The following is a 26,138-nucleotide window of genomic DNA, read 5'->3' on the forward strand; positions in this document are numbered from 1 at the left end:
AGATGCGGGGCCGGCAGGAACGTGCGAAGGACGCACCGCCTGGCTCGCCGATTGCGAAGGATTGCGCCGGAGCGCAGCGTGCCGGAAAGGCCGCGGAATTGTACCGGCCCCGGCCCGGGGGAACAAGGCGTTAAGACGGCGTCATGACTGACCGGCGGTCGGCGAGACCCGCCACGGCCGGCCTCCGGTCACAGATTGAACATGCGCTGCGGCGCCAGCAGCCCGCCGGCATCGACCTGGCCCAGCCCCAGCGGGGTGCCATCGACGTCGAACACCGCGGCCAGGCCCGGCGGCCAGGCCGGATCGCGCAGCCGTTGGCCCATGCGAAAACGCTGCGCGGCAGCAGATTCCAGCCGCAACGGCGGGAAATCGGCAAGACCGGCGGCCAGCGGCAGCACCAGCGCCTCCAGCGCCGCAGGATCCTGCGCGGCCAGGTGCTGCAGGTGCTCCAGGGTGACCATCTGCGGCGTCCGGAACGGTTCCACCCACAGCCGCCGCAGCGCGGCGATGTGTGCGCCGCAGCCCAGCGCCTCGCCCAGATCGCGGGCCAGACTGCGGATGTAGGTGCCGGAGCCGCACGCCACGTGCAGACGCAGGCGCTCGCCCTGGTGCGCGAGCACGTCGATCGCATGCACCTCGACCTCGCGCTCCGGCGCCTCGATCGCCTCGCCGCGGCGCGCCTTGGCGTACAGCGGCTCGCCGCCCTGCTTCAATGCCGAATAGATCGGCGCGCGCTGGCGGATGCGGCCGCGCAACGGCGCCAGCGCCGCCTGCAAGGTCGCCGCATCGATCGCCGGCACCGGCCGGGTCTGCAGGACCGCGCCGTCGGCGTCGTCGCTATCGGTGGTGGTGCCGAGCACGATCTCGGCCTCGTAGGCCTTGGCCGAGCCCAGCAGCAACCCCGCCAGCTTGGTCGCCTCGCCGAAGCACAGCGGCAGCAGCCCGGTGGCGAGCGGGTCCAGGCTGCCGGTATGGCCGCCCTTCTCCGCCCGGAACAGGCGCCGTGCCGCCTGCAGCGCGGCGTTGGAACTCATCCCGGCCGGCTTGTCGAGCAGCACGATGCCGTCGAGGCGGCGGAAGGCGATACGCGGCAGTCGGGGACCGATCAGGGACATGGCGGAGCGGCTGGGATTCGGGATTCGGGATTCGGGATTGGCGAATCCGCGGCGGGGCCGGCGACCCGCGCAGGTCAGGAAGAAAAGCAGAAATCAGATCGCAGGCTGCAAATGCGGGTGCCAGGACGCGGAAGCACAGGCAGGCGATCGGCGGTACGCGCCGATGCGCGCACCGCTACAGGAGGGCTCAGCCCTTGGGCGGAACCAGGCTGCCATTGCCGTCGGCATCGTCGCCGGCGTCTTCACGTTGTTGCAGTTCCGGCATGTCGCGCAGCAGATTGTCGATGCGCTCGCCGCGATCGACCGAATCGTCGTAGTGGAAATGCAGCTCGGGCACGTGGCGCAGCTTCATCGCCCGCGCCAGTTCGCTGCGCAGCTGCGGCGCCAGTTCCTTCAGGCCCTTGACCGCCTCGACCGAACGCTCCGGCATCAGCGCGGTGACGAACACCTTGGCATGGGCCAGGTCGCGGGTGACTTCGACGTCGGACACGCTGACCGACGGCAGGCCATGATCGCGCACGGCCGCATGCACGATCGTGCCGAGGTCGCGCCGGATCTGCGCGGACACGCGATCGGTACGGTGAAAGGACTTGGTGGGCATGACTGAGAATTCTCTATATTCGGAATGAAGGAACCGGGGAGGGTCTGGGACGAACGAAGCGCACGCAGCGCCCCGCTCTTCCCATTCCCCACTCCCGATTCCCGAATCCCGGCTCTTTAAAGCGTGCGCTGCACTTCGATACGCTCGAAGCACTCGATCTGGTCGCCCGGCTTGACGTCGTTGTACGCCTTCACGCCGATGCCGCACTCGGTGCCGTTGCGCACCTCGTCGACGTTCTCCTTGAAGCGACGCAGCGATTCCAGCTCGCCTTCGAACACCACGGTGTTGTCGCGCAGCACGCGGATCGGCTTGTTGCGCTTGACCACGCCCTCCACCACCATGCAGCCGGCGACGGCGCCGAACTTGGAGCTGCGGAACACGTCGCGCACCTCGGCGGTACCGATGATCTCCTCGCGGATCTCTACGCCCAGCAGACCGGACGCCACCTGCTTCACCTGGTCGATCACGTCGTAGATGATCGAGAAGTAGCGCAGGTCGATGCCGTTGGTCTCGATGATGCGCCGCGCCGAGGCGTCGGCACGCACGTTGAAGCCGATCACCGTGGCCTTGGAGGCCAGCGCCGAATTCGCATCGGACTCGGTGATGCCGCCCACGCCGGAGTGGATCACGTTGATGCGGATCTGCTCGTTGGACAGCGCGGTCAGCGACTGCTTCAGCGCTTCCACCGAACCCTGCACGTCGGCCTTGATCACCAGGTTCAGCGACAGCTGGCCCTCGCCCTTGCCGAGCTGCGACATGATGTCTTCCATGCGGCTGCCCGCCGAGGACACCAGGCGCGACTCGCGGCGCTTGGTCTCGCGCTGCTGCGCCACGTCCTTAGCCAGACGCTCGTCATCGACGACCACGAAGTCGTCGCCGGCATCCGGCACGCCGGACAGGCCCAGCACCTGCACCGGGATGGACGGGCCGGCGGCATCGGGCTGCTTGCCGGTTTCGTCGAACAACGCACGCACGCGGCCGTACTGGATGCCGCACACCAGGTAGTCGCCCTTCTTCAGCGCGCCCTGCTGCACCAGCACCGTCGCCACCGGGCCGCGGCCCTTGTCCAGCGAGGACTCGATCACCACGCCGCTGGCGCGGCCGTCGGCCACCGCCCGCAGTTCCAGCACTTCGGCCTGCAGCGAGATCGCGTCGAGCAGCACGTCGATGCCCTGGCCGGTCTTGGCCGAGAGTTCGACGAACTGGGTGTCGCCACCGAATTCTTCGGCGACCACGTCCTGCGCCAGCAACTCGTTCTTGACCCGCAGCGGATCGGCGCCGGACTTGTCGATCTTGTTGACCGCCACGATCAGCGGCACGCCGGCCGCCTTCGCATGCTTGACCGCCTCGACCGTCTGCGGCATCACGCCGTCGTCGGCCGCGACCACCAGCACCACGATGTCGGTGAGCTTGGCGCCGCGCGCGCGCATCGAGGTGAACGCGGCATGGCCCGGGGTGTCCAGGAAGCTGATGACGCCGCGATCGGTCTCGACGTGGTACGCGCCGATGTGCTGGGTGATGCCGCCGGCTTCGCCCGAGGCGACCTTGGTGCGACGGATGTAGTCCAGCAACGAGGTCTTGCCGTGGTCGACGTGGCCCATGATGGTGACCACCGGCGGCCGCGGCAGCTTCTCGCCCTGCGCGTCCTCGGTGTGCGCCAGCAGCGCGTCCTCGGCGTCGGCGCTGCCCGCGCGCACCGGCTTGTGGCCGAGCTCTTCGGTGATCAGCGCCGCGGTGTCGTGGTCGATGGACTGGGTGATGGTGGCCATCACGCCCATCTTGAACAGCGCCTTGACCACGTCGCCGCCCTTCAGCGCGAGCTTCTGCGCCAGATCGGCCACGGTGATGGTGTCGCCGATCGCCACTTCGCGCACCACCGGCGCGGTGGGACGCTCGAAGCCATGCGCGCCGCCGCCGCTGCGCGACGGTTCGGCCTGGCGACGGCCGCCGCTGTGGCTGCCGCCGCGCGGCTTGCCGCGCACGTTGGAACGGCGCGCGCGGTCGGCCGCGGACAGGTGCAGCTGGCCGGCGAAGCGGCTGGTGCTGTCGTCGTCCTCGACCCCGGCGACCATCACGTGCGAGCCGCGGGTCTTGTGCTTGTTGTTGGCGTTGTTGCGGTCGTCGCTGCGCGGCGCGGCCGGCTTGGCCGGATGCGCGGCACCGGCCGGACGCGGCGCCACCGCCGGACGTGCCGGGCGCGGCGCCGCGGCGGCATTGCGGTCGGCGGCAGGCGCGGACGGTGCCGCGGCCGGCGGTGCCGACTCGGCGTCCAGCGCGGCCTGCGCCGCGCGCTGCTCGGCCTCGACGCGCTCGCGCGCGTCCTGCTCGGCCTTGCGCTTGCGCTCGATTTCCTCGGCGCGCGCACGGTCCTGCTCGGCCAGCTTCTGCTGTTCGGCCAGATTGCGCTGCTTGGATTCCTCCAGCTTGCGCAGGATCTCGGCGCGCTCGTCGTCCACCCGCCCGCCCGACGACGTGCCCGCGCGCTCGGCGGCCAGATCCTCGGCCGACTTCACGTAGGTGCGCTTCTGCCGGACCTCGACGTTGACCGTGGTCTTGCTGCGCCCGGCGCTGACCGTCACTTCCTGCAGCTTGCGCCGGTTCAGGGTGATCTTCTTCGGCGCGGCCTGGGCTTCTTCCTCGGCCGGCTTGTCGGTCTTGCCATGGGTGCGGCGCAGGAAGCCGAGCAGCTTCATCTTTTCGGTACTGGTCACGACCTGGTCGGGACCGCTGAACTTCATCCCGGCCTCGGCCAGTTGAACCAGCAGTTTCTCGACCGGCGTGTTCACCAGTTCGGCCAGCTTGCGGATGGTGGTTTGCTGCGACATTCGGATCCTATGATCTGGTTGGCGCCCCCTCGCCGCGTGCGAAGGTAGCGCGGATTCTAAGCCCTGATCGGGTCAGGGCGGCATTCATCGCTGACTCATTCGCCGCGTTCCAATCGGGCGATCTCCTCGGCACGGGCGGCCAGGATGAGCGCCGCGGCGCGTTCCTGGTCCAGGTCCTCGATGCCGAATTCGAGGATTTCGTCGGCGGCCAGGTCCGACAAGTCCTCGCTGGTGCGCACGCCATGGGCGGCCAGCGCATAGGCGGTGGCTTCGTCCATGCCGTCCAGGGCCAGCAGGTCCGCCGCCGGCACGCCGTCGCCGTCGCTCTCCTCGGCGGCCAGCGCCTCGTTGAGCAGCGCGTCGCGGGCGCGGGCGCGCAGTTCCTCGACGATGTCCTCGTCGAAGCCCTCCACCGCCAGCAACTCGCCGACCGGCACGTAGGCGATTTCCTCGACCGAGTTGAAGCCCTCGGCGACCAGGATCGCGGCGATTTCCTCGTCCACTTCCAGCTTGTCCATGAACAGCTGGCGGGCGACGGCCTGCTCGGCCTCGGACTTGGCCGCGACCTGCTCGGCGGTCATCACGTTGAGCTGCCAGCCGGTCAGGCGGCTGGCCAGGCGCACGTTCTGGCCGCCCTTGCCGATCGCCTGGGCCAGGCGGTCTTCGGCCACCGCCAGGTCCATCGAGTGCTTCTCTTCATCGACGATGATCGACTGCACCTCGGCCGGCGCCATCGCGTTGATGACGAAGTTGGCCGGGTTGTCGTTCCACAGCACGATGTCCACGCGCTCGCCGTTGAGCTCGTTGGACACCGCCTGCACGCGCGAACCGCGCATGCCGATGCAGGCGCCGATCGGATCGGTGCGGGTGTCGTGCGCCAGCACCGCGATCTTGGCGCGGTCGCCCGGATCGCGCGCGCAGGCCTTGATCTCGACCAGGCCCTGGCCCACTTCCGGCACTTCCAGCTTGAACAGCTCGATCATGAATTCCGGCGCGGCGCGGCTGATGAACAGCTGCGGGCCGCGCGGCTCCGAACGCACTTCGGCCAGGTAGCCGCGCACGCGGTCGCCGGCGCGCAGCACGTCGCGCGGAATGCCCTTGTCCTTCGGAATGAAGGCCTCGGCGTTGCCGCCCAGGTCCACGTAGATGTTGCCGCGCTCGGCACGCTTGACCACGCCGGTAACCAGTTCGCCGACGCGATCCTTCCACGCATCGACGACCTGCTGGCGCTCGGCCTCGCGCACGCGCTGCACGATCACCTGCTTGGCGGCCTGCGCGGCGATGCGGCCGAAATCCGGGTTCTCGATCTGTTCTTCGATGTAGTCGCCGACATCCACGCCGTCGGCCTCGTCGACCGCGTCCATCAGGCGGATCTGCCGGTCCGGCGATTCCATCACCACGTCGTCGGCCACCACTTCCCAACGGCGGAAGGTCTCGTAGTTGCCGTCCTTATGGTCGATGGTGACGCGCGTCAGCACGTCCTGGTCGGGATAGCGCTTCTTCGCCGCCGAGGCCAGCGCGGCCTCGATCGCGTCGAAGATCACTTCGCGCGGCACGCCTTTCTCGTTGGCTACCGCGTCGACTACCAGCAACAGTTCCTTGCTCATTCTTTCGCTCCGCGCGCAGCCTTGTTGGCCGCCGGTTCGTTGGATGGTTTCTTATTGGGGTTTGCGGTCTTGCCGGCCGGCTTGGGCTTGGGGCTCTTGCCGGGCTTGGTCGGGGCCAGGCCCAACGCCGCCCAGTCGGGCAGGATCCGCGCCTTGTCGATATTGTCGAAGTCCACCGCCAGTTCGGCGCCGTCGATCTCGAACACGATGCGCCCGGCGTCCACGTCGACCTGGGCGATGCGCCCCTGCAGGCGCCGACGGCCCTGCTGCGGCAGCTTCAGCACCACCTTGGCCGACTCGCCCTGGTGGCGCGCGAACTGCTCGGCGCTGAACAATGGTCGGTCCACGCCGGGCGAGGACACTTCCAGCGTGTAGTTGCCGCTGATCGGATCTTCCACGTCCAACTGCGCGGACACCTCGCGGCTGACCCGCTCGCAATCGTCGATGTTGACGATGCGCTCGGGCTGCTCGGCCAGCGGCACGTCGATGTACAGGCGCAGCGTGGCGCCGCCCGGGGCCGGCAGGTATTCCGCCCCCAGCAGTTCCAGGCCCAACGCGTCCACGGTCGGGCCCAGCAGAGTCGCGATTTCGTTTGCCTTGTCGCTCACAGCCTGCCTTGCATCTGGATGAATGAAGAATCGATTACGCCGGTTTTCCCGGACCCCGGAAACGACAAAGGGCCCGTTGGGCCCCTTATCCGGTACGACTCCGGTCACGCTGGATTCCGGTTGCAAAGACGGGAACATGCGTCTTCGCGAAGCCCAGATTTCCCTACCGCGGGCAACCGATGCACTGGTTGCCGCCGTAGACAAATATGGTAGCGGGGGCAGGATTTGAACCTGCGACCTTCGGGTTATGAGCCCGACGAGCTGCCAGACTGCTCCACCCCGCAGCAGAAGCGGAATTATGAAGAATCAGCGCGATGATTGCAAGCCCTGATTTTTCATCCGACCCGGCGGCGATGCCGCCGGTCTTCGAGCGACATGATACGCGCAAGCGACCGCGAACGGAATAGCGCGCGTCGCGCGCAATGCAAAAACGACAACGCCGCCCTTGCGGCGGCGTTGTCGAAAACAGCTTGAAAACAGCGCTTTCGTGCGCGATCAGGCCAACTGCGCGAAGGCGCGCTGGCACCACGCCATCAGCGGGCTCCAGGCCAGGCCCAGCGCCAGCAGGCCGATCGAATTGACGCCGAGCACCACGCCGAGCAGGCGGTCGTCGTTGCCCGGCAGCGGTTCGCCGACCGGCTCGTCGAAGTACATCACCTTGATCACGCGCAGGTAGTAGAACGCGCCGATCACCGCGCACAGCACCGACAGGATCGCCAGGCCGGTCCACCACACAGTGTGATCGGGCACCGCGACCACCGCGCCCAGCACCGCCAGCTTGGCCCAGAAGCCCAGGAACGGCGGCACGCCGGCCAGCGAGGCCATGATGCACAGCACCAGCAGCGCCATCCACGGGTTGCGCGCGTTCAGGCCCTTGAAGTCGTCGATGCGCTCGGCCTCGAAACCCCGGCGCGACATCGCGATGATCGCGCCGAACGAGGCGGTGGACATCACCGCATAGCAGATCGCGTAGAACAGCGCCGCCGCATAGCCGCGCTCGCCGCCGCCGGCCACGCCAAGCAGCAGGAAGCCGATGTGCGAAACCGTGGAGTACGCCAGCATGCGCTTGAGGTTGCTCTGCGCCAACGCCATCAGGTTGCCGACCAGCAGCGACAGCGCCGCCAGGCCGCCGATCACCCAGTGCCATTGTTCGGCCAGCGGTCCCACGCCCACTTCCAGCAGGCGATAGGCCATGCCGAACGCGGCCAGCTTGGACGCCGAGCTGATGAACAGCGCGATCGGCGCCGGCGCGCCCTGGTAGACGTCCGGCAACCACATGTGGAACGGCGCGGCGCCGAGCTTGAAGGCCACGCCGGCGATCATAAAGACCGCGCCGGTCAGCAGCAGGGTGTGCTCCTGGCTGGAACCGATCGCCTCGTGGATGGCGGCCAGGCTCAACGTGCCGGTGGCGCCGTAGATCAGCGACATGCCGTACAGCAGCAGGCCCGAGGCCAGCGACCCGAGCACGATGTACTTCATCGCCGCCTCGGTGGCCATGCCGTTGTCGCGGTTGGAGGCGACCAGCGCGTAGGAACACAGCGCCAGCAGTTCCAGGCCCAGGTAGACCATCAGCAGGCTGCCGGCCGAGACCAGGATCATCATGCCGACGGTGGCGAACAGCACCAGCACCGGGATCTCACCCTGGTACAGCTTGCGCTCGCGCAGGTAGCTCCAGCCGTAGATCAGGGTCAGCGCGCTGAGGCCGACGATCACCGTCTTCATCACGTCGGCGGCGGCGTCGCGCACGAACATGCCATGGAACACCTCGCCCTGCCCGCCCACGCCGGCCAGCAGCATCGCGAACACCGCGACCAGGATCGCGACCGAGACGATGTGGGTCCAGACCTTGTTGCGCTCGCTGATGAACAGATCGAGCATCAGCAGGGCGAAGGCGCCGGCGGTCAGCACCAGCTCGGGGAGCAGGGGCGGCAGGTCGACGGCGGTCAGGGGCAGCAGCGCAGGGGTGGTCATCATCAACTCTCTGGAATCATTTCGCTCGACGGCCCGATTACAGCTTGCTGGTGGCGATCTGCGCCGCCAGCTTTGCGATCGAGGGCTCCATCAGGTCGGTCAGCGGCTTCGGATACAGGCCCAGGGCCAGCACGCCCAGCGCGAACACGCCCAGCACCAGCGCCTCGCGGCCGTTGATGTCCTTCAGTTCGGCCACGTGCGCGTTGGCCACTTCGCCGAAGAACACGCGCTTGTACAGCCACAGCGTGTAGGCGGCGCCGATCACCAGCGTGGTGGCGGCGGCGAAGGCCTGCAGCGGGTGCGACTGGAAGCTGGACAGGATGACCATGAACTCGCCGACGAAGCCGCTGGTGCCCGGCAGGCCGGCATTGGCCATGAAGAACAGCATCGCGAACGCGGCGAACCACGGCATCACGTTGGCCACGCCGCCGTAGTCGGCGATGCGGCGGGTGTGCATGCGGTCGTACAGCACGCCGACGCAGGAGAACATCGCGCCGGACACGAAGCCGTGCGAGATCATCTGCACCATCGCGCCCTGCAGCGCCAACTGCGCGGCGTCGCCGCTGCCGGACGCCACCAGGGCGAAGGCGACGAAGGCGCCGAGGGTGACGAAGCCCATGTGCGCGATCGACGAATACGCGATCAGCTTCTTCATGTCCTCCTGCACCAGCGCGACCAGGCCGACGTAGATCACCGCGATCAGCGATAGCGCGATCACCAGCCAGGCCCAGTGGTTGCTGGCATCGGGCAGCATCGGCAGGTTGAAGCGCAGGAAGCCGTAGCCGCCGATCTTCAGCGCGATCGCGGCCAGGATCACCGAACCGGCGGTCGGCGCTTCCACGTGCGCGTCCGGCAGCCAGGTGTGCACCGGGAACATCGGCACCTTGACCGCGAAGGCGATCAGGAAGGCGAAGAACAGCCAGGTCTGCTCCTTGGAGGTCAGCGACAGCTGGTACAGGTCGGCGAGCTGGAAGCTGCCGCCCTTCAGGTACAGGTAGATCAACCCGACCAGCATCAGCACCGAGCCGAGGAAGGTGTACAGGAAGAACTTGACCGCGGCGTAGATGCGGCGCGGGCCGCCCCAGATGCCGATGATCAGGAACATCGGGATCAGCATCGCCTCGAAGAACACGTAGAACAGCATCGCGTCGGTGGCGGCGAAAATGCCGACGGTGACGCCTTCCAGGATCAGGAACGCGGCCACGTACTGGTTGACCCGCTTGTCGATCGAGGCCCAGGCGCCGATCAGCGCCAGCACCGTGACCAGCGTGGTCAGCACGATCAACGCCACCGCGATGCCGTCGGCGCCGAGGTTGTAGCCGATGTCGTAGGCCGGGATCCACGCGTGGGTCTCGACGAACTGCAGCGCGTCGCTGGCGTAGTCGAAGCCGGTGAGCAGCGGGATGCTCAGCGCGAAGGTCAGCAGCGCGACCAGCAGCGACGCCCAGCGCGCGGTGGTGGCGTCGCGCAAGGCGAGGATCAGCGCGCCGCCGACGATCGGCAGCCAGATCAGGATGGAGAGTAGAGGCCAGTTCGACACGTGTTCTTATTCCGTACAGGTCAACGCCAGAAATGCATCAGCACGCCCAGCAGGGCAATGAGACCGATGATCATCGCGAAGGCGTAGTGATAGAGGAAACCGGATTGCGTGCGACGCAGCAGGTTGGCTGCCAGGTCGATCACGCGCGCGGTGCCGTTGACCATGACGCCGTCCACGACATGCGTATCCACCGCGCGCGACGCCTTGCCGAGGCGGACGCCGCCGCCGGCGAAGCCGTCGATCCAGAGCTTGTCGAAACCGTACTTGTTCTCCAGCACCCACACCGGTCCGGCGAAGGTCTTGCGCGCCTTCGCCGCCAGTTCGGGCTTCCACAGGTACAGGATCCAGGCCAGGGCGAAACCGGCCAGGGTCAGGAAGAACGGCGGCTGGGTCAGGCCGTGCAGCGCGAACGCGACAGGACCGTGGAACTCCTCGGCCAGCGCGCCGACGGTGTCGCGCGCCGGGTCGTAGAAGTCGACGATGCCGCTGAAGAAGCTCAGCGCCTGGCCCTTCACCGCCACCGCGGCGTTGTGCCCCATCCAGTCGGTGCCGAACAGCATCGGGCCGATGGTGAAGAAGCCGATCGCGATCGACGGGATCGCCAGCAGGATCAGCGGCACCGTCACCACCCACGGCGACTCGTGGGGCTCATGTGCGCCATGGTGGCCGTGGCCATGATCGTCGTGCGCGTGATCGTCATGCGCATGCCCGTCGTGCGCGCTGTCGTGGTGCGCGTCGTGGTGCGCATGCGCATCGCGGAAGCGCTCCTGCCCGTGGAAGGTCAGGAACAGCAGGCGGAAGCTGTAGAAGCTGGTGACCAGCACGCCGCCGAGCACCGCCCAGTAACCGTAGGTCGCGATCCAGCTGTGCGAGGTGTGCGCATGGTGCGCAGCGGCCTCGATGATCGTGTCCTTGGAGTAGAAGCCGGCGAAGAACGGGGTGCCGACCAGCGCCAGGGTGCCGATCACGCTGGTCCAGTAGGTGACCGGCATGTACTTGCGCAGGCCACCCATCTTGCGCATGTCCTGCTCGTGGTGCATGCCGATGATCACCGAGCCGGCGGCCAGGAACAGCAGCGCCTTGAAGAAGGCGTGGGTCATCAGGTGGAACACCGCCGCCGAGTAGGCCGACACGCCCAGCGCCACGGTCATGTAACCCAGCTGCGACAGCGTCGAGTAGGCGACCACGCGCTTGATGTCGTTCTGCACGATGCCGATCAGGCCGGTGAAGAACGCGGTGGTGGCGCCGATGAACAGCACGAAGTTCAGCGCGGTCTCGGACAGCTCGAACAGCGGCGACATGCGCGCCACCATGAAGATGCCGGCGGTGACCATGGTCGCGGCATGGATCAGCGCCGAGATCGGAGTCGGACCTTCCATCGAGTCGGGCAGCCACACATGCAGCGGCACCTGCGCCGACTTGCCCATGGCGCCGATGAACAGGCAAATGCAGACCATCGTCGGGACCGACCACACCACCGGGTCGATGACGTGGATCGCGTGCTCGGTGAAGGGAATGGTGATCGAGCCGGTCCACACGGTGATGGTGCCGCCGACCATGGCGGTGGCGTTGGCGAACACCATCGAGTAGTCGAGGCTGCCGAACACGTACAGCACCAGGGCGATACCGAGCAGGAAGCCGAAGTCGCCGACGCGGTTGACCAGGAACGCCTTCATGTTGGCGAACACCGCGGTCGGGCGCTTGAACCAGAAGCCGATCAGCAGGTACGACACCAGGCCCACCGCTTCCCAGCCGAAGAACAGCTGCAGGAAGTTGTTGCTCATCACCAGGCTCAGCATCGAGAAGGTGAACAGCGAGATGTAGCTGAAGAAGCGCTGGTAGCCCGGGTCGTCGGCCATGTAGCCGATGGTGTAGATGTGCACCAGCAGCGACACGAAGGTCACCACCACCATCATCATCGCGGTCAGGCGGTCGACCATGAAGCCGACGTGGGCCGAGTAGTTGCCGACGTCGAAGAAGGTGTAGACGTTCTGGTTGAACGGCGCCGCGCCCTGCCCGACCAGCTGGTACAGGGTCCAGCACGACAGCGCGCAGCTGACCGCGACGCCGAGGATGGTGACCAGCTGCGCACCCTTGCGGCCGACCTGCCGGCCGAACAGGCCGGCGACGATGCTGCCGACCAGCGGCGCAAGCACCACCGCGATCAGCAGACTCTGGGAGAGCGTAATTTCCATCTGCAGGTCAGCCCTTCAGCGAATCGACTTCGGCCACGTTGATCGTGTGGCGGGTACGGAACAGCGTCACCAGGATCGCGAGGCCGATGGCGGCCTCGGCCGCGGCCACGGTCAGGATGAAGAACACGAACAGCTGCCCGGCGGCATCGCCGAGCTCGCGCGAGAAGGCGACGAAGTTGATGTTGACCGACAGCAGCATCAGCTCGATCGACATCAGCAGCACGATGACGTTTTTGCGGTTCAGGAAGATGCCGGCCATGCTGATGCAGAACAGCACCGCGCCGAGCGCCAGCAGGTGACCTAAGGTGATCATGGCTGGCCCTCCTGCGGTGCCGCGGCCGGGGTGTGGAGCGTGGGCGCCTCGGCGTCCATCTTGACCATGCGCAGGCGGTCGCCGGCCTTGACCCGCGACTGGTCGCCCGGGTTCTGGGTCTTGATGCCGGTGCGCTTGCGCAGGGTCAGCATCACCGCCGCCACCACCGCCACGGTCAGGATGATCGCGGCGAACTCGAACGGCAGCAGGAACTTGGTGAACAGGGTCTTGGCCAGCCAGGTGATGTTGGAGGTGTCTGCGGCCTGCGCGGCGGCGTTGTCGACCGGGAACGGCGCGGCGGTGCGCGCCTTGACCCCGATCAGGGTGACCATCTGCACCAGCATCGCCACCGCCACCACCAGGCCGACCGGCAGGTAGCGCACCCAGCCTTCGCGCATGCGGCTGGTGTCGATGTCCAGCATCATCACCACGAACAGGAACAGCACCATCACCGCGCCGACGTAGACCAGCACCAGGGTCACGCCGAGGAACTCGGCGCCCACCAGCAGCCACACGCAGGCGATGGAGAAGAAGGTCAGGATCAGGCACAGCACCGCATACACGGGGTTGCGCACGCTGATCACCGCGCCGGCGGCGACCGCGGCGGTGGTGGCGAAGATCCAGAAAGCGATATTTACCCAATCCATTGCAGGACCTCAGCGGAAGGCGGCGTCGGCGGCGCGGCGCTCGGCGATCTCGGCTTCGAGCCGGTCGCCGATCGCCAGCAGCTGCGGCTTGGTGACGATGTTCTCGCCGCGGTTCTCGAAGTGGTACTCGAGCACGTGGGTCTCCACGATCGAATCGACCGGGCAGCTCTCCTCGCAGAAACCGCAGTAGATGCACTTGAACAGGTCGATGTCGTAGCGCGTGGTGCGGCGGGTGCCGTCCTCGCGCTTGGTCGAATCGATGGTGATCGCCAGCGCCGGGCACACCGCCTCGCACAGCTTGCAGGCGATGCAGCGTTCCTCGCCGTTGGGGTAGCGGCGCAGCGCGTGCAGGCCGCGGAAGCGCGGCGACTGCGGGAACTTCTCCATCGGGTACAGCACGGTGTACTTGGGACGGAACGTGTACTTCAAGGTCAGCCACAGGCCGCCGAGCAGCTCGAGCAGCAGCAGGCTCTTGAAGTAATGGGTGATTTTATTCATCGCTTACACGCCCTTCTGGATCACGCCGTAGAACACCATCAATGCCGTCACCGCGATCCACACGATCGTCAGCGGGATGAACACCTTCCAGCCCAGGCGCATGATCTGGTCGTAGCGGTAGCGCGGGAAGCTGGCACGGAACCAGATGTACGCGCTGGCGAAGAACAGCACCTTCATCAGCAGCCACGGCCAGCCGCCGGTCCAGATCCAATTGACCCACGGCGAGACGTCCGCGGTGACCCAGCCCTGAATCGGGCTCAGCCAGCCGCCCAGGAAGAAGATCGAGACCAGGAAGCTGACCAGGATCATGTTGGCGTATTCGGCCAGGAAGAACAGCGCGAACGCACCGCCCGAATACTCGACCATGTGGCCGGCGACGATCTCCGACTCGCCTTCGACCACGTCGAACGGCGCGCGGTTGGTCTCGGCCACGCCGGACACCCAGTACACGATGAACAGCGGGAACAGCGGGATCAGGAACCAGTCGAGGAAGCCGGAGCTGCCGGCCTGCGCCTGCACGATCGCGCTCAGGTTCAGGCTGCCGGCGGCGATCATCACGCCGACCAGGGCGAAGCCCATCGCGATCTCGTAGCTGACCACCTGCGCCGCCGAGCGCATCGCGCCGAGGAAGGCGTACTTGGAGTTGGACGCCCAGCCGGCCAGGATGATGCCGTACACGCCCAGCGAGGTCATCGCCAGCAGGTACAGCAGGCCGGCGTTGGCGTTGGACAACACCAGCTTGGCGTCGAACGGCACCACCGCCCAGGCGGCGAAGGCCGGCGCCAGGGTGATCAGCGGCGCGATCACGAACATCGCCTTGTGCGAGCTGCTGGGCTGGATGATTTCCTTGAACAGCAGCTTGAACACGTCGGCGAAGGCCTGGAAGATGCCCATGCCCACGTACATCGGCCCGTGGCGCACGTGCATCCAGCCGATCAGCTTGCGCTCCCAGACCACGTAGAACGCCACCGAGATGATCACCGGCATGGCGATCAGCAGGATCTTCAGCACGATCCACAGGACCACGCCGAAGGCGCCCAGGCCGAGGAACCACTGGTGCAGCGGGTCGACCACGTTCAACAGCATCTCGTTCATGCAGCCACCACCGTCACCCGACCGGCGCCCAGCGGCGCGGTCGCGCCGTGGCCCGTTTCGATCCAGGCCGCGCCCGGCGCGACCCGCTTGTCCGTCGCCAGCGGCAACGTGGCGCTACCCGCCGCGGTGCCGACCTTGACCATCTGCCCGTCGCGCAGGCCCAGCCGCTCGGCCTCGTCCGGATGCACCGCCACGCCCGGCGCGCGGTTCAGCGGATGCTGCTGCAGCGCCTGCGCGCGGCGTACCACCGCATCGGTGCGGTAGATCGCCGGGCTGGCGGCCAGTTCCAGGCCCTCGTCCTGGCGTGCCGGCTGCGCCGAACTCGCCGCGGCCACCTCGCGCGGCTGCAGGCCGTCGCGCAGTCCGGCCAGGTCGATGAACTCGAAGCCGGGCAGGCCCAGCTCGCCGCCGAGCGCGCGCAGCACGCGCCAGCCCTCGCGGGCCTCGCCCGGCAGCTTGCCGCCGGCGCGGGTGCGCTGGTCGCTGCCGTTGAGGTTGGTCAGGGTCGCCTCGATTTCCGGCAGCGCGCCGATCGGCAGGATCACGTCGGCCACGTCGCGGGTGGAGGCGCAGGCGAAGTGGCTGAACGCCACCACCTTGGCCCCGGCGAGCGCGCTGCGCGCAGCCGCGGCGTCGGCGAAGTCCAGACCCGGCTCCAGGCCGTACAGCACGTACGCGCTGCGCGGTTCGGCCAGCATCGCCGCGGCGTTGCGGCCGCGCGGCAGCACGCCGTAGCGGGCCAGGCCGAGGGCGTTGGCGCCCTGCGGGATCCGGCACAGCGCCGCGCCGGTGGCAGCGGCGAAGTCGCGCGCGGCCGCGCGCAGTGCGGCGGCCTGCGGATGGTTCTCGACCAGCGCGCCGACGATCAGCACCGCACGGCCGGCGCCCTGCACCGCGTCGCGCAGCGCAGCGTCGGCCAGGGCCTCGGCGAACTTCGACGGCGCCACGATCTGACGGCCGGCCTGGTCGAAGGCCACGTCGAAATCGACCGGGTTGATCGAATACACCTTGGTCTGGCGCTGCATCCGCGCCTTGCGGATGCGCGCATGCAGCAGCGGCAGCTCGTGGCGCAGGTTGCTGCCCAGGATCACCACCACGTCGGCCTGCTCGATCTCCGCCAGCGGCAGCGCGAACGGCTCGGCCAGCGCGGCGTCGGAGAAATCGCGGTTGTACACGCGGTGGTCGAGGTTGCCGCTGTCCAGGCCGTCGGCCAGGCGCGCCAGCAGCGCGCCCTCCTCGTTGGAGGTGGACGGATGCGCGAGCACGCCCAGCGCGTCGCCACGGTTGGCCTTGAGGATCTCGCTCGCGGCGGACAGCCCTTCGGCCCACGACACCTCGCGCCACTGCCCGTCGACCTTGCGCATCGGCCGCAGGGCGCGGTCCTCGGCGTACAGGCCCTGGTGCGAGTAGCGGTCGCGATCGGACAGCCAGCACTCGTTGACCGCTTCGTTGTCGCGCGGCACGGTGCGCAGCACTTCGCCGCGGCGCACGTGCAGGAACAGGTTGGAGCCCATCGCATCGTGGTAGCCCAGCGACTCGCGCGCCACCAGTTCCCAGGGCCGCGCACGGAACTGGAACACCTTGTTGGTCAGCGCTCCCACCGGGCACACGTCGACCACGTTGCCGGACAGCTCGGTGGTCAGCGGCTTGCCGTCGTAGGTGCCGATCTGCAGGTTCTCGCCGCGGTACATGCCGCCCAGCTCGTAGGTGCCGGCGATGTCCGCGGTGAAGCGAACGCAGCGGGTGCACTGGATGCAGCGGGTCATCTCGGTGGCGACCAGCGGCCCGATGTCCTCGTCCGGCACCACGCGCTTGCGCTCGTTGAAGCGGCTGACCGAGCGGCCATAGCCCAGCGAGACGTCCTGCAGCTCGCACTCGCCGCCCTGATCGCAGATCGGGCAGTCCAGCGGATGGTTGATCAGCAGGAACTCCATGACGCTGCGCTGGTACTTCAGCGCCTTGTCGCTGCGGGTCTGCACCTTCATGCCGTCCATGACCGGCGTGGCGCAGGCCGGCGACGGCTTGGGCGACTTCTCGACGTCGACCAGGCACATGCGGCAGTTGGCGGCGATCGGCAGCTTCTCGTGGTAGCAGAAGCGCGGGATCGGGATGCCGGCCTTGTCGGCCGCCTGGATGATCATCGAGCCCTTCGGCACGACCAGCGACTGGCCGTCGATCTCGACGGTCACATGGCCTTCCGGCACGACCGCGGGGGTCGCGCCGGGATTGTTGGGTTGCGCGCTCATGCCGCCGCTGCCTCCAGCTTCTTGCCGTCAACCATCGAATGACCGTTGACGATGTAGTACTCGAATTCGTCCCAGAACTGGCGCAGGAAGCCCTGGATCGGCCAGGCCGCCGCTTCGCCGAAGGCGCAGATGGTGTGGCCTTCGATCTGCCCGGCGACGGTGCGCAGTTGGTGCAGGTCTTCCATCGTGGCCTTGCCGGCGACGATGCGCTCGAGCACGCGGTGCATCCAGCCGGTGCCTTCGCGGCACGGGGTGCACTGGCCGCAGGACTCCTTGTGGAAGAACTGCGAGATGCGGCAGGCGAACTTCACGCAGCACACGCTGTCGTCCAGCACCACGATCGCCCCCGAGCCCAGGCCGGTGCCCAGCGCGCGCAGGGTGTCGTAGTCCATCTGCAGGCCCTTGAGCTGCTCGGCCTTCAGCACCGGCATCGACACGCCGCCCGGGATCGCGCCCTTGAGGGTGCGGCCCGGCTTCAGCCCGCCGGCCATCTCCAGCAGTTCGTCGAAGGTGGTGCCCAGCGGCACCTCGAAGTTGCCGCCCTTCTGCACGCAGCCGGAGACCGAGAAGATCTTCGGGCCGCCGTTCTTGGTCTTGCTCAGCCCCAGGAACCATTCCGGGCCGTTGCGGATGATCGCCGGCACCGACGCGTAGGTCTCGGTGTTGTTGATCGTCGACGGCTTGCCGTACAGACCGAAGTTGGCCGGGAACGGCGGCTTGTAGCGCGGCTGGCCCTTCTTGCCTTCCAGCGACTCCATCAGCGCGGTCTCTTCGCCGCAGATGTAGGCGCCGGCGCCCAGCGCGCCGTAGATGTCGATGTCGATGCCGCTGCCGAGGATGTCCTTGCCCAGCCAGCCATTGGCATAGGCGTCGGCCAGGGCTTGCTCGAAGTGCTCGAACGGCTCGTGGTGGAACTCGCCACGCAGGTAGTTGTAGCCCACGGTGGAGCCGGTGGCGTAGCAGGCGATGGCCATGCCCTCCACCACCGAATGCGGGTTGTAGCGCAGGATGTCGCGGTCCTTGCAGGTGCCCGGCTCGGACTCGTCCGAATTGCACAGGATGTACTTCTGCGGCGCGCCCTTGGGCATGAACGACCACTTCAGGCCGGTCGGGAAGCCGGCGCCGCCACGGCCGCGCAGGTTCGACTGCTTGACCATCTCGATCACCTGCTCCGGCGGGATCTTCTCTTCGAGGATCTTGCGCAGCGCGGCGTAGCCACCGGTCTTCAGATAGCTTTCGTAGGACCACGGGGTGTCGTAGTGCAGCGTGGTGTACACCACCTGGTGCGGCTGCGGCGCGGGGCCGACCGGACCGGTGGGAGCGTGGGGATGCTGTGCCATTGCCGTTACTCCAACCCGTCCAGCAATTCGTCGACCTTGTCCTTGGTCAGATGCTCATGGTAGTGGCCGTTGATGACCATCATCGGCGCGCCTGCGCAACCGGCCAGGCATTCTTCCTCGCGCTTGAGGTAGACGCGGCCGTCGGCGGTGGACTGGCCCAGCTTGCAGCCGAGCTTCTTCTCGGCGTGCGCGACCAGGTCCTCGGCGCCGTTGAGCCAGCAGCTGATGTTGGTGCAGAACGCGACGTTGTTGCGGCCGACCTTCTCGGTCTCGAACATCGAGTAGAAGCTGGCGACCTCGTAGGCCCACACCGGCGGCAGTTCCAGGTACTTGGCCACGCCGGCGATCAACTCGTCGGTCAGCCAGCCCTGGTTCTGTTCCTGCGCCGCGTGCAGGCCCTGCAGCACCGCCGAGCGCTTGCGGTCCGGCGGGAACTTGGCCAGCCAGTGATCGATGTGCGCGCGCGTCTTGTCGCTCAGCACCACCATCGGATCGACGTCGCGCGCCGCTTCGAAATTACCTGTCGCCTTCATCGGTCGACCTCACCAAACACCAGATCATAGGTACCAATCATCGCCACCACGTCGGCCAGCATGTGGCCGCGCACGATCGCGTCCATCGACGACAGATGGGCGAAGCCCGGCGCGCGCAGGTGCACGCGGAACGGCTTGTTGGCGCCGTCGGACATCAGGTAGCAGCCGAATTCGCCCTTCGGCGCCTCGACCGCGCAGTAGGTCTCGCCGGCCGGCACGCAGTAGCCTTCGCTGAACAGCTTGAAGTGGTGGATCAGCGCTTCCATGTCGTCCTTCATCTCGGCGCGCTTGGGCGGCGCCACCTTGAAGTTCTCGACCATGACCGGGCCCGGGTTGGCCTTCAGCCACTGCACGCACTGCTTGATGATGCGATTGGACTCGCGCATCTCGGCCACGCGCACCAGGTAGCGGTCGTAGCAGTCGCCGTTGGTGCCGACCGGGATGTCGAAATCCACCGCGTCGTACTTGGCATAGGGCTGCTTCTTGCGCAGGTCCCATTCGATGCCCGAGCCGCGCAGCATCACCCCGGTCATGCTCCAGGCGTAGGCCTGCTCCGGCGTGACCACGCCGATGCCGACGGTGCGCTGTTTCCAGATGCGGTTGTCGGTGAGCAGCGTCTCGTACTCGTCGACGCGCGCCGGGAAGGTGTTGGTGAACTCCTCCAGGAAGTCCAGCATCGAGCCTTCGCGCGCGGCGTTGAGCCGCTTCAGCGCACCGCCCTTGTGCCAGCGCGATTCCTTGTACTTGGGCATGCGGTCCGGCAGGTCGCGGTAGACGCCGCCCGGGCGGTAGTAGGTCGCGTGCATGCGCGCGCCCGACACCGCCTCGTACACGTCCATCAGCTCTTCGCGCTCGCGGAACGCGTACAGCATCACCGCCATCGCGCCCAGATCCAGGCCGTTGGAGCCGACCCACATCAGGTGGTTCAGGATGCGGGTGATCTCGTCGAACATGGTGCGGATGTACTGCGCGCGCTCCGGCGCCTCGATCCCCATCAGGGTCTCGATCGCGCGCACGTAGGCGTGCTCGTTGCACATCATCGACACGTAGTCCAGGCGATCCATGTAGCCGATCGACTGGTTGAACGGCTTGGACTCGGCCAGCTTCTCGGTGCCACGGTGCAGCAGGCCGATGTGCGGATCGGCGCGGACCACGGTCTCGCCGTCCATCTCCAGGATCAGGCGCAGCACGCCGTGCGCGGCCGGATGCTGCGGGCCGAAGTTCATCGTGTAGTTGCGGATCTCCTGCTTGGCTTCGGCAGGATTGCTGGCGAACGCATCGTGCGCCTGGTGGTACTCGCTCACTTGGCGGGCTCCTTCTGTGCTTCGCCCGCCGCGGTCTGGTAGCGCGCATCGTCGCGGATCACCCGCGGCACGCCCACGCGCGGCTCCACCGAGGTCACCGGCTCGTAGATCACGCGCTGCTTCTCTTCGTCGTAGCGCACTTCGACGTTGCCGATCAGCGGGAAGTCCTTGCGGAACGGATGGCCGACGAAGCCGTAGTCGGTGAGGATGCGGCGCAGGTCCGGGTGGCCGGCGAAGACCACGCCGAACAGGTCGAACGCTTCGCGCTCGAACCAGTTCGCGCCCGGCCAGATGTCGGTGACCGAGGCCACCACCGGCAGGTCTTCGTTCGGCGCGTAGCAGCGCACGCGCAGGCGCTGGTTGTGACGGTAAGAGATCAGTTGCGCCAGCACGGCGTAGCGCTGCTGCGGCACCGGCAACGGCTGCGCGCCGCCGGCGCTCTCGGCGCTGGGGAATTCGCCCCAGGCGAAGCGGCCCACGGCCTTGCCTTCCACGCCGCGGCTGAAGCCCTGCGAGGACACGTCCGAGGTATCCCACTCGTCGCTGCCGTAGCCCAGGTAGTCCACACCGCACAGGTCGGACAATTGCTCGAAACCGAACTCGTCGCGCAGCGCCAGACAGGTGGCGTGCCAGGCGTCGGCCGGCACTTCCAGGGTGACTTCGCCACGCGGGAGGACCACGAACACCTGGCTGCCCGGGAACCGGGCGCCAAGGCGTTCGCTAAAGGAAGATGCTTGCTCTGCCATGGGGGCTTGGCGTGCTCTTAGGAAGTAAGAGGGATCAGCGCGCGATGGTCTGGGTTCGCCAGATCTTCTTCTGCAGCTGCAAGATGCCGTAGACCAGCGCTTCGGCGGTCGGCGGGCAGCCCGGGACATAGACGTCCACCGGCACGATGCGGTCGCAACCGCGCACCACCGAGTACGAATAGTGGTAATAGCCGCCGCCGTTGGCGCAGCTGCCCATCGAGATCACCCACTTCGGGTCCGGCATCTGGTCGTAGACCTTGCGCAGCGCCGGGGCCATCTTGTTGACCAGGGTGCCGGCGACGATCATCACGTCGGACTGGCGCGGCGACGGGCGGAACACCACGCCGTAGCGGTCCAAGTCCAGGCGCGCGGCGCCGGCGTGCATCATCTCGACCGCGCAGCAGGCCAGGCCGAAGGTCATCGGCCACATCGAGCCGGTGCGCGCCCAGTTCAGCAACGCGTCGACGCTGGTGGTGACGTAGCCCTTCTCCAACAGCGGGTTCTCGCCTTCGGGACGCAGGATGTCGTCCACCCGCCCTTCCGGGATCGGGTTGGTCATCAGGCGATCCAGGGTCTGAATCACTCCCATTCCAGCGCTCCCTTCTTCCACACGTAAACAAAACCGAGGAACAGCATGCCGACGAACAGGCCCATGGTGACCAGGGAGCGAGCGCCCAGGTCCATGAACACCTGCGTCCACGGCACGATGAAGATGATTTCCAGATCGAAGACGATGAACTGGATGGCGATGAGGTAATAGCGCACGTCGAACTTCATGCGCGCGTCCTCGAAGGCCTCGAAGCCGCACTCGTAGGGCGAGAGCTTCTTCAGGTCCGGACGCCGGGGACCGAGGAACCGTCCCACCAGCATCAGCGCGACGCCGATACCGGTGGCCACGATCAGAAACAGCAGGGACGGCAAATATTCGGCCAGCACTCGCAATTCTCTCTTGCCTGTGCCCGCGCGCGTGCCGCGCAGGCATGGGATAGACGATTGTCCGAACAGGAGCGTGACGCCCCTGCGCAGAAACCGCAGCCAAACAATGGTGCCCAAGAGGGGACTCGAACCCCTACGACCTAAGTCGCTACCACCTCAAGGTAGTGCGTCTACCAATTCCGCCACCTGGGCTTGCGTATCGCGCGCGGCAATCCCGCCGCGCAACATATTGTAACCGTCTTCAGTCTTTCTGCGATGGGGCAGGCGACTTTTGTTGTGCATTTTCCGGCGCCTGCTGCGCCGGCGGCGCGGCGGCGGGCACGGCCGGGGCGGCCGGGGCGGTCGACGCCGGGGCCTGCGGGATCTGCAGCTCGCCGGCCGGCGCGGCCGGCGCCGGGGTCGCGGCCTGCGACATCACGCCCAGATTGGCCTCGGCCGCCGGACGCGCGCTGTGGCCGGCATACCAGGCCATGAACAGGCTGATCGCGAAGAACACCACGGCCAGCCACTTGGTCGACTTGGACAGGAAGTTGGACGCGCCGCGCGATCCGAACACGGTGCCGGACGCACCCGCGCCGAAGCCCGAGCCCGCCGCCGCGCCGGAACCGCGCTGCATCAGGATCAGCGCGATCATCGCGATCGCCACCAGCACGTAGACCACATTGAGGATGACCATCAGCATTTCGAAATCCGTCCGGACAGTACGACTTGAGTAGCGAGCGGCCGCCACCCGGCGGCCGTTCGGTTAACGGGCCGCCGCGCGCGCGATGGCCAGGAATTCCGCGGCGACCAACGAGGCCCCGCCGATCAGCCCGCCATCGACGTCCGGCTGCGCGAACAGCTCGGCGGCGTTGTCGGGCTTGACGCTGCCGCCATACAGAAGCGGCAGCGAATCCGCGATTCTAGCATCGTGGGCGGCGACTTCGCCACGGATGAACGCGTGCACCGCCTGCGCCTGGGCCGGGCTGGCGGTCCGCCCGGTGCCGATCGCCCAGACCGGCTCGTAGGCCACCACCGCCTTGGCGAACCCCTGCACGCCCACCAGCGCCAGCACCGGCGCCAGCTGCGCGGCGATGACCGCGTCGGTCTGGCCGGCCTCGCGCTGCTCCAGGGTCTCGCCCACGCACAGGATCGGGATCAGCCCGGCGTGCAGCGCCGCGGCGAACTTGCGCGCGACCAGTTCGCTGCTCTCCTGGTGGTACTGGCGCCGCTCCGAATGCCCGACCAGGCCGTACTCGGCGCCCACGTCCACCAGCATCGCCGCCGACACCTCGCCGGTGTAGGCGCCCTTCTCGTTGCTGCTCACGTCCTGCGCGCCGAAGTGCAGCGCATGGTCCTCGAAGTCCTCGATCAGGTCGCCCAGGTAGGGCAGCGGCGGCAGGATGACGACGTCCACGCCCTCGGCCGGCAGGCCGGCGGCCACCTCCTGCACCAGGGCGGTGGCGAAATGGCGGTTGCCATGCAGTTTCCAGTTTCCGGCTACGATCTTGCGTCGCATCGGCGCGTTCTCCGGCGAAAAGTGCCGAAAGGATAGCCGATGCGCGGCGCCGCCCGGCAGCGCCGCCGGCCCCGGCCCGGCCTGCATGCCCCCTCCCCTGCCCCGATCGCCCACTCCTGCGAGACCGCCATGCCCCAGCCTTCCGCCTATGCCCTGATCACCGGCGCCTCCAGCGGCATCGGCCGCGAGATCGCCCGCGAATACGCTCGCCGCGGCGTGCCGCTGATCCTCACGGCGCGTCGCGAGGCGCTGCTGCAGGCGCTGGCCGCCGAACTGCGGGCGCAGGTGCCGGTGGAGGTGGTGGTGGCCGACCTGGCCGACCCGGCGGCGCCGGCCGCGCTGGTGGCCGAACTGGAACGGCGCGGGCTGGCGGTGCGGATCCTGGTCAACAACGCCGGCTATGGAGTGCCCGGCCGCTACACGACCCAGGACTGGGCGGTGCATGCGGCGTTCCTGCAGGTAATGGTCGGCGCCGTATGCGAACTGACCTGGCGCCTGCTGCCGGCGCTGCGCGCCAGCGGCCAGGGGCGCATCCTCAACGTGGCCTCGTTCGCCGCGCTGGTGCCCGGCGCCGACGGCCACACCCTGTACGCGGCGGCCAAGAGCTTCATGCTGCGCTTCAGCGAGTCGCTGGCGCTGGAGAACGCGGACAGCGGCGTCAACGTCTGCGCGCTGTGCCCGGGCTTCACCTGGTCCGAGTTCCACGACGTCACCGGCACCCGCGAACAAATGGACGCGATGCCGCGCTGGATCTGGCTACAGACCGCGGCGGTGGCCCGCGCCGGCATCGACGGCGCCGAACGCGGCAAGGTGCGCGTGGTCCCGGGCACGGTCTACCGCGCCCTGCTGGGCCTGACGGCGCTGCTGCCCAATGCGTTGTTGCTGCGGCTGATGGGGCGCGGCTCGCATCGGATCAGGTCGGCGGAATGACTAGAACTTCATACTGGGGCCAGCAGAAGGGACCAGCGCGCTTACCAGCTCCGGCAACGACAAAGTGAAATGGTGGCAGGATCCTCGTGCTCTGGCGACCACCAAAACGACGTCGCTCCCATCGCCGCCTCCGTTCGTATGAGCGAGCAGCGCCTGCGCATAGTCGAGAAAATCCGCGTTCTCCAACCCGACGTTAGGCGGCTCCGCCAGGAGCCGCTGAATGAAGTCCTCGGACCAGGCATCCGGCATCCTGGGCAACGGCGAGCGCGAGCAAACCACAGAACGGTACCCCCAGAACCCAATGTCGCAGGCTTCGTTCTGCGCATAGAAATGGCATCGCTCATGCGCCTTCGCATTGGCGTTGTCCGCAGCCAACCATGCGCAAACCCCCGGAACTACGGCCTTTTCGCGCTCGGCGTCGATTCCTGCAGCGGCATCCTTGAATTCGATCAGTGTCCAATGCATTGCATGGTTGGTGATCAGGTCGGCGAGTAGCCGCCGATCGCTACCATTGGTGGGAATGGTATCGGCGCGCCGCGCCATTTCGGCTGCGCGAGCGTCGAGCGCACGGGTAAAGATGGTGATGAGTCCAGTCTCTTGCTGCGCCACCGCCCACCCCCTACTTCAGCTTGATCTCGCGCAACCGCTCTTCCAGATAGCCCTGCGCGGTGATCGGCTCGGGGTAGCGGCTGGGGTTGTCGGCGCTGACGCAGGAGGGCAGCACGTCGATCACGAAGTCCGGGTTCGGGTGCAGGAAGAACGGCACCGAGTAGCGCGGCTGCCGCGCCTGCTCGCCCGGCGGGTTGACCACGCGGTGGGTGGTCGAGGGATACACATGGTTGGTCAGGCGCTGCAGCATGTCGCCGATGTTGACCACGATGGTGTCGGCGTCGGAGGTGAACGGCACCCACTCGCCCTGCTTGGACTTGACTTCCAGGCCGGCAGCGCTGGCGCCGACCAGCAGGGTGATCAAGTTGATGTCCTCGTGCGCGCCGGCGCGCACGTTGGGGATGTCGTCGGCGGTGATCGGCGGGTAGTAGATCGGGCGCAGGATCGAATTGCCCGAATCGGTCTTGTCGGCGAAGTAGTGTTCGGGCAGGCCGATGTGCAGCGCCAGCGCCGACAGCACGCGCGCGCCGAGCTGGTCCAGCGCCTGGTACAGGCCGTAGCCGTGCTCGCGAAAACCCGGCACCTCGCTCGGCCACAGGTTCGGCGGCATCACTTCGCGGTACTTGGAGTCGTCGGGAATCTCGCGGCCGATGTGCCAGAACTCCTTCAGGTCGAAGTGCTTGGAATCCTTGGCGGTCTCCACGCCGAAGGCGGTGTAGCCGCGTGCACCGCCGCTGCCCGGCACGTGGTACTGGCGCTTGGTGTCCTCGGGCAACGCGAAGAACGCCTTGAACACAGCGTAGGCGGCGTCGATCCGCGCCTGCGCGATGCCGTGGTTGCGGATGCCGGCGAAGCCCCACTCGCGATAGGCCGCGCCGAGTTCGGCGACGAAGGCGTCGCGGTCCGTGTCGAAGCGGGTGATGTCGAGGGTGGGAATGCGCGCAGTCATGGCAGGAACCGTCATCGGGTGAAAGGGGAAGA

24 protein-coding genes and 2 tRNA genes are annotated in these 26,138 nt (G+C 67.5%); 1 reads left to right on the forward strand and 25 read right to left on the reverse strand.

The window, feature by feature from the left end; all coding sequences use genetic code 11:
* Positions 1-188: 188 nt before the first annotated feature.
* The 23 genes from truB to tpiA all read right to left on the reverse strand — a co-directional run bounded on the left by truB (position 189) and on the right by tpiA (position 23,618).
* On the reverse strand, positions 189-1,115 hold the full coding sequence (gene truB / locus AB3X07_RS14850) for a tRNA pseudouridine(55) synthase TruB (RefSeq protein WP_369939363.1): 927 nt from the start codon (positions 1,113-1,115) through the stop codon (positions 189-191).
* 187 nt (positions 1,116-1,302) lie between these two features.
* Complete coding sequence (gene rbfA / locus AB3X07_RS14855; protein ID WP_369939364.1) at positions 1,303-1,716, reverse strand: 30S ribosome-binding factor RbfA; 414 nt, start codon at positions 1,714-1,716, stop codon at positions 1,303-1,305.
* Positions 1,717-1,832: 116 nt separating this feature from the next.
* Complete coding sequence (infB, locus tag AB3X07_RS14860) at positions 1,833-4,541, reverse strand: translation initiation factor IF-2 (RefSeq protein WP_369939365.1); 2,709 nt, start codon at positions 4,539-4,541, stop codon at positions 1,833-1,835.
* A 95-nt stretch (positions 4,542-4,636) separates the two neighbouring features.
* Positions 4,637-6,148, reverse strand: a complete 1,512-nt coding sequence (nusA, locus tag AB3X07_RS14865) for a transcription termination factor NusA (RefSeq protein ID WP_369939367.1) — start codon at positions 6,146-6,148, stop codon at positions 4,637-4,639.
* Complete coding sequence (gene rimP, locus AB3X07_RS14870; RefSeq protein WP_369939368.1) at positions 6,145-6,756, reverse strand: ribosome maturation factor RimP; 612 nt, start codon at positions 6,754-6,756, stop codon at positions 6,145-6,147. Before rimP ends, nusA begins: the two co-directional genes overlap by 4 nt.
* Positions 6,757-6,963: 207 nt before the next feature.
* A tRNA-Met gene (locus AB3X07_RS14875) sits at positions 6,964-7,040 on the reverse strand.
* 211 nt (positions 7,041-7,251) lie between these two features.
* Positions 7,252-8,727, reverse strand: coding sequence for an NADH-quinone oxidoreductase subunit NuoN (gene nuoN, locus AB3X07_RS14880; RefSeq protein WP_369944780.1), 1,476 nt, complete (start codon positions 8,725-8,727; stop codon positions 7,252-7,254).
* A gap of 37 nt (positions 8,728-8,764) precedes the next feature.
* Complete coding sequence (locus tag AB3X07_RS14885) at positions 8,765-10,267, reverse strand: NADH-quinone oxidoreductase subunit M (RefSeq protein ID WP_369939369.1); 1,503 nt, start codon at positions 10,265-10,267, stop codon at positions 8,765-8,767.
* A gap of 20 nt (positions 10,268-10,287) precedes the next feature.
* Positions 10,288-12,462 carry an NADH-quinone oxidoreductase subunit L gene (nuoL, locus tag AB3X07_RS14890; protein ID WP_369939371.1) on the reverse strand — a complete coding sequence of 725 codons (2,175 nt, stop codon included), beginning with the start codon at positions 12,460-12,462 and terminating at the stop codon, positions 10,288-10,290.
* A gap of 7 nt (positions 12,463-12,469) precedes the next feature.
* Positions 12,470-12,775 (reverse strand): NADH-quinone oxidoreductase subunit NuoK, encoded by a 306-nt coding sequence (nuoK, locus tag AB3X07_RS14895; protein WP_145700751.1) that lies wholly within the window; start codon positions 12,773-12,775, stop codon positions 12,470-12,472.
* A complete protein-coding gene (locus AB3X07_RS14900; RefSeq protein WP_369939372.1) occupies positions 12,772-13,422 on the reverse strand; it encodes an NADH-quinone oxidoreductase subunit J in 651 nt (216 codons plus the stop codon). Before AB3X07_RS14900 ends, nuoK begins: the two co-directional genes overlap by 4 nt.
* Before the next feature lie 9 nt (positions 13,423-13,431).
* The gene (gene nuoI, locus AB3X07_RS14905) at positions 13,432-13,920 is read right to left on the reverse strand and encodes an NADH-quinone oxidoreductase subunit NuoI (RefSeq protein WP_369939373.1); all 489 of its coding nucleotides are present in this window, start codon (positions 13,918-13,920) and stop codon (positions 13,432-13,434) included.
* A gap of 3 nt (positions 13,921-13,923) precedes the next feature.
* Positions 13,924-15,015: an NADH-quinone oxidoreductase subunit NuoH gene (gene nuoH, locus AB3X07_RS14910; protein WP_369939374.1), complete on the reverse strand. Its 1,092-nt coding sequence runs from the start codon at positions 15,013-15,015 to the stop codon at positions 13,924-13,926.
* Positions 15,012-17,261, reverse strand: a complete 2,250-nt coding sequence (gene nuoG / locus AB3X07_RS14915) for an NADH-quinone oxidoreductase subunit NuoG (RefSeq protein WP_369939375.1) — start codon at positions 17,259-17,261, stop codon at positions 15,012-15,014. Before nuoG ends, nuoH begins: the two co-directional genes overlap by 4 nt.
* Complete coding sequence (gene nuoF, locus AB3X07_RS14920) at positions 17,258-18,601, reverse strand: NADH-quinone oxidoreductase subunit NuoF (protein WP_209031858.1); 1,344 nt, start codon at positions 18,599-18,601, stop codon at positions 17,258-17,260. Before nuoF ends, nuoG begins: the two co-directional genes overlap by 4 nt.
* Before the next feature lie 5 nt (positions 18,602-18,606).
* Positions 18,607-19,134, reverse strand: a complete 528-nt coding sequence (gene nuoE, locus AB3X07_RS14925) for an NADH-quinone oxidoreductase subunit NuoE (RefSeq protein WP_048489486.1) — start codon at positions 19,132-19,134, stop codon at positions 18,607-18,609.
* Positions 19,131-20,438 carry an NADH-quinone oxidoreductase subunit D gene (locus AB3X07_RS14930; protein WP_369939376.1) on the reverse strand — a complete coding sequence of 436 codons (1,308 nt, stop codon included), beginning with the start codon at positions 20,436-20,438 and terminating at the stop codon, positions 19,131-19,133. The genes nuoE and AB3X07_RS14930 overlap by 4 nt, the downstream gene beginning before the upstream one ends.
* Complete coding sequence (locus AB3X07_RS14935; RefSeq protein ID WP_369939377.1) at positions 20,435-21,184, reverse strand: NADH-quinone oxidoreductase subunit C; 750 nt, start codon at positions 21,182-21,184, stop codon at positions 20,435-20,437. Before AB3X07_RS14935 ends, AB3X07_RS14930 begins: the two co-directional genes overlap by 4 nt.
* Before the next feature lie 34 nt (positions 21,185-21,218).
* A complete protein-coding gene (locus tag AB3X07_RS14940) occupies positions 21,219-21,773 on the reverse strand; it encodes a NuoB/complex I 20 kDa subunit family protein (RefSeq protein ID WP_010343006.1) in 555 nt (184 codons plus the stop codon).
* Positions 21,764-22,120, reverse strand: coding sequence for an NADH-quinone oxidoreductase subunit A (locus AB3X07_RS14945; RefSeq protein WP_369944781.1), 357 nt, complete (start codon positions 22,118-22,120; stop codon positions 21,764-21,766). Before AB3X07_RS14945 ends, AB3X07_RS14940 begins: the two co-directional genes overlap by 10 nt.
* Positions 22,121-22,227: 107 nt before the next feature.
* Positions 22,228-22,312: transfer RNA gene (locus tag AB3X07_RS14950), tRNA-Leu, on the reverse strand.
* Positions 22,313-22,361: 49 nt separating this feature from the next.
* Positions 22,362-22,802, reverse strand: a complete 441-nt coding sequence (gene secG, locus AB3X07_RS14955) for a preprotein translocase subunit SecG (protein WP_369939378.1) — start codon at positions 22,800-22,802, stop codon at positions 22,362-22,364.
* A 63-nt stretch (positions 22,803-22,865) separates the two neighbouring features.
* Complete coding sequence (gene tpiA, locus AB3X07_RS14960; RefSeq protein WP_369939379.1) at positions 22,866-23,618, reverse strand: triose-phosphate isomerase; 753 nt, start codon at positions 23,616-23,618, stop codon at positions 22,866-22,868.
* 129 nt (positions 23,619-23,747) lie between these two features.
* Here tpiA and AB3X07_RS14965 point away from each other — a divergent pair, with 129 nt between their 5' ends.
* The gene (locus AB3X07_RS14965; protein ID WP_369939380.1) at positions 23,748-24,548 is read left to right on the forward strand and encodes an SDR family NAD(P)-dependent oxidoreductase; all 801 of its coding nucleotides are present in this window, start codon (positions 23,748-23,750) and stop codon (positions 24,546-24,548) included.
* Here AB3X07_RS14965 and AB3X07_RS14970 read toward each other — a convergent pair whose 3' ends face one another.
* Both AB3X07_RS14970 and AB3X07_RS14975 read right to left on the reverse strand, forming a co-directional pair.
* Positions 24,549-25,157, reverse strand: coding sequence for a hypothetical protein (locus AB3X07_RS14970; RefSeq protein ID WP_369939381.1), 609 nt, complete (start codon positions 25,155-25,157; stop codon positions 24,549-24,551). It abuts the gene before it with no gap.
* 10 nt (positions 25,158-25,167) lie between these two features.
* Positions 25,168-26,106 carry an isopenicillin N synthase family dioxygenase gene (locus tag AB3X07_RS14975; RefSeq protein ID WP_369939382.1) on the reverse strand — a complete coding sequence of 313 codons (939 nt, stop codon included), beginning with the start codon at positions 26,104-26,106 and terminating at the stop codon, positions 25,168-25,170.
* Positions 26,107-26,138: the final 32 nt, after the last annotated feature.

The sequence above is a fragment of the Xanthomonas sp. DAR 35659 genome (assembly GCF_041242975.1).
Classification (GTDB): Bacteria; Pseudomonadota; Gammaproteobacteria; order Xanthomonadales; family Xanthomonadaceae; genus Xanthomonas_A; species Xanthomonas_A medicagonis.

What these genes read in the sequence shown, in the direction of transcription:
- truB (WP_369939363.1), bottom strand. Translation starts at nt 1,115, where the DNA reads ATGTCCCTGATCGGTCCCCGACTGCCGCGTATCGCCTTCCGCCGCCTC.
- rbfA (WP_369939364.1), bottom strand. Translation starts at nt 1,716, where the DNA reads ATGCCCACCAAGTCCTTTCACCGTACCGATCGCGTGTCCGCGCAGATC.
- infB (WP_369939365.1), bottom strand. Translation starts at nt 4,541, where the DNA reads ATGTCGCAGCAAACCACCATCCGCAAGCTGGCCGAACTGGTGAACACG.
- nusA (WP_369939367.1), bottom strand. Translation starts at nt 6,148, where the DNA reads ATGAGCAAGGAACTGTTGCTGGTAGTCGACGCGGTAGCCAACGAGAAA.
- nuoN (WP_369944780.1), bottom strand. Translation starts at nt 8,727, where the DNA reads ATGACCACCCCTGCGCTGCTGCCCCTGACCGCCGTCGACCTGCCGCCC.
- nuoL (WP_369939371.1), bottom strand. Translation starts at nt 12,462, where the DNA reads ATGGAAATTACGCTCTCCCAGAGTCTGCTGATCGCGGTGGTGCTTGCG.
- nuoK (WP_145700751.1), bottom strand. Translation starts at nt 12,775, where the DNA reads ATGATCACCTTAGGTCACCTGCTGGCGCTCGGCGCGGTGCTGTTCTGC.
- AB3X07_RS14900 (WP_369939372.1), bottom strand. Translation starts at nt 13,422, where the DNA reads ATGGATTGGGTAAATATCGCTTTCTGGATCTTCGCCACCACCGCCGCG.
- nuoI (WP_369939373.1), bottom strand. Translation starts at nt 13,920, where the DNA reads ATGAATAAAATCACCCATTACTTCAAGAGCCTGCTGCTGCTCGAGCTG.
- nuoH (WP_369939374.1), bottom strand. Translation starts at nt 15,015, where the DNA reads ATGAACGAGATGCTGTTGAACGTGGTCGACCCGCTGCACCAGTGGTTC.
- nuoG (WP_369939375.1), bottom strand. Translation starts at nt 17,261, where the DNA reads ATGAGCGCGCAACCCAACAATCCCGGCGCGACCCCCGCGGTCGTGCCG.
- nuoF (WP_209031858.1), bottom strand. Translation starts at nt 18,601, where the DNA reads ATGGCACAGCATCCCCACGCTCCCACCGGTCCGGTCGGCCCCGCGCCG.
- nuoE (WP_048489486.1), bottom strand. Translation starts at nt 19,134, where the DNA reads ATGAAGGCGACAGGTAATTTCGAAGCGGCGCGCGACGTCGATCCGATG.
- AB3X07_RS14935 (WP_369939377.1), bottom strand. Translation starts at nt 21,184, where the DNA reads ATGGCAGAGCAAGCATCTTCCTTTAGCGAACGCCTTGGCGCCCGGTTC.
- AB3X07_RS14940 (WP_010343006.1), bottom strand. Translation starts at nt 21,773, where the DNA reads ATGGGAGTGATTCAGACCCTGGATCGCCTGATGACCAACCCGATCCCG.
- secG (WP_369939378.1), bottom strand. Translation starts at nt 22,802, where the DNA reads ATGCTGATGGTCATCCTCAATGTGGTCTACGTGCTGGTGGCGATCGCG.
- tpiA (WP_369939379.1), bottom strand. Translation starts at nt 23,618, where the DNA reads ATGCGACGCAAGATCGTAGCCGGAAACTGGAAACTGCATGGCAACCGC.
- AB3X07_RS14965 (WP_369939380.1), top strand. Translation starts at nt 23,748, where the DNA reads ATGCCCCAGCCTTCCGCCTATGCCCTGATCACCGGCGCCTCCAGCGGC.
- AB3X07_RS14975 (WP_369939382.1), bottom strand. Translation starts at nt 26,106, where the DNA reads ATGACTGCGCGCATTCCCACCCTCGACATCACCCGCTTCGACACGGAC.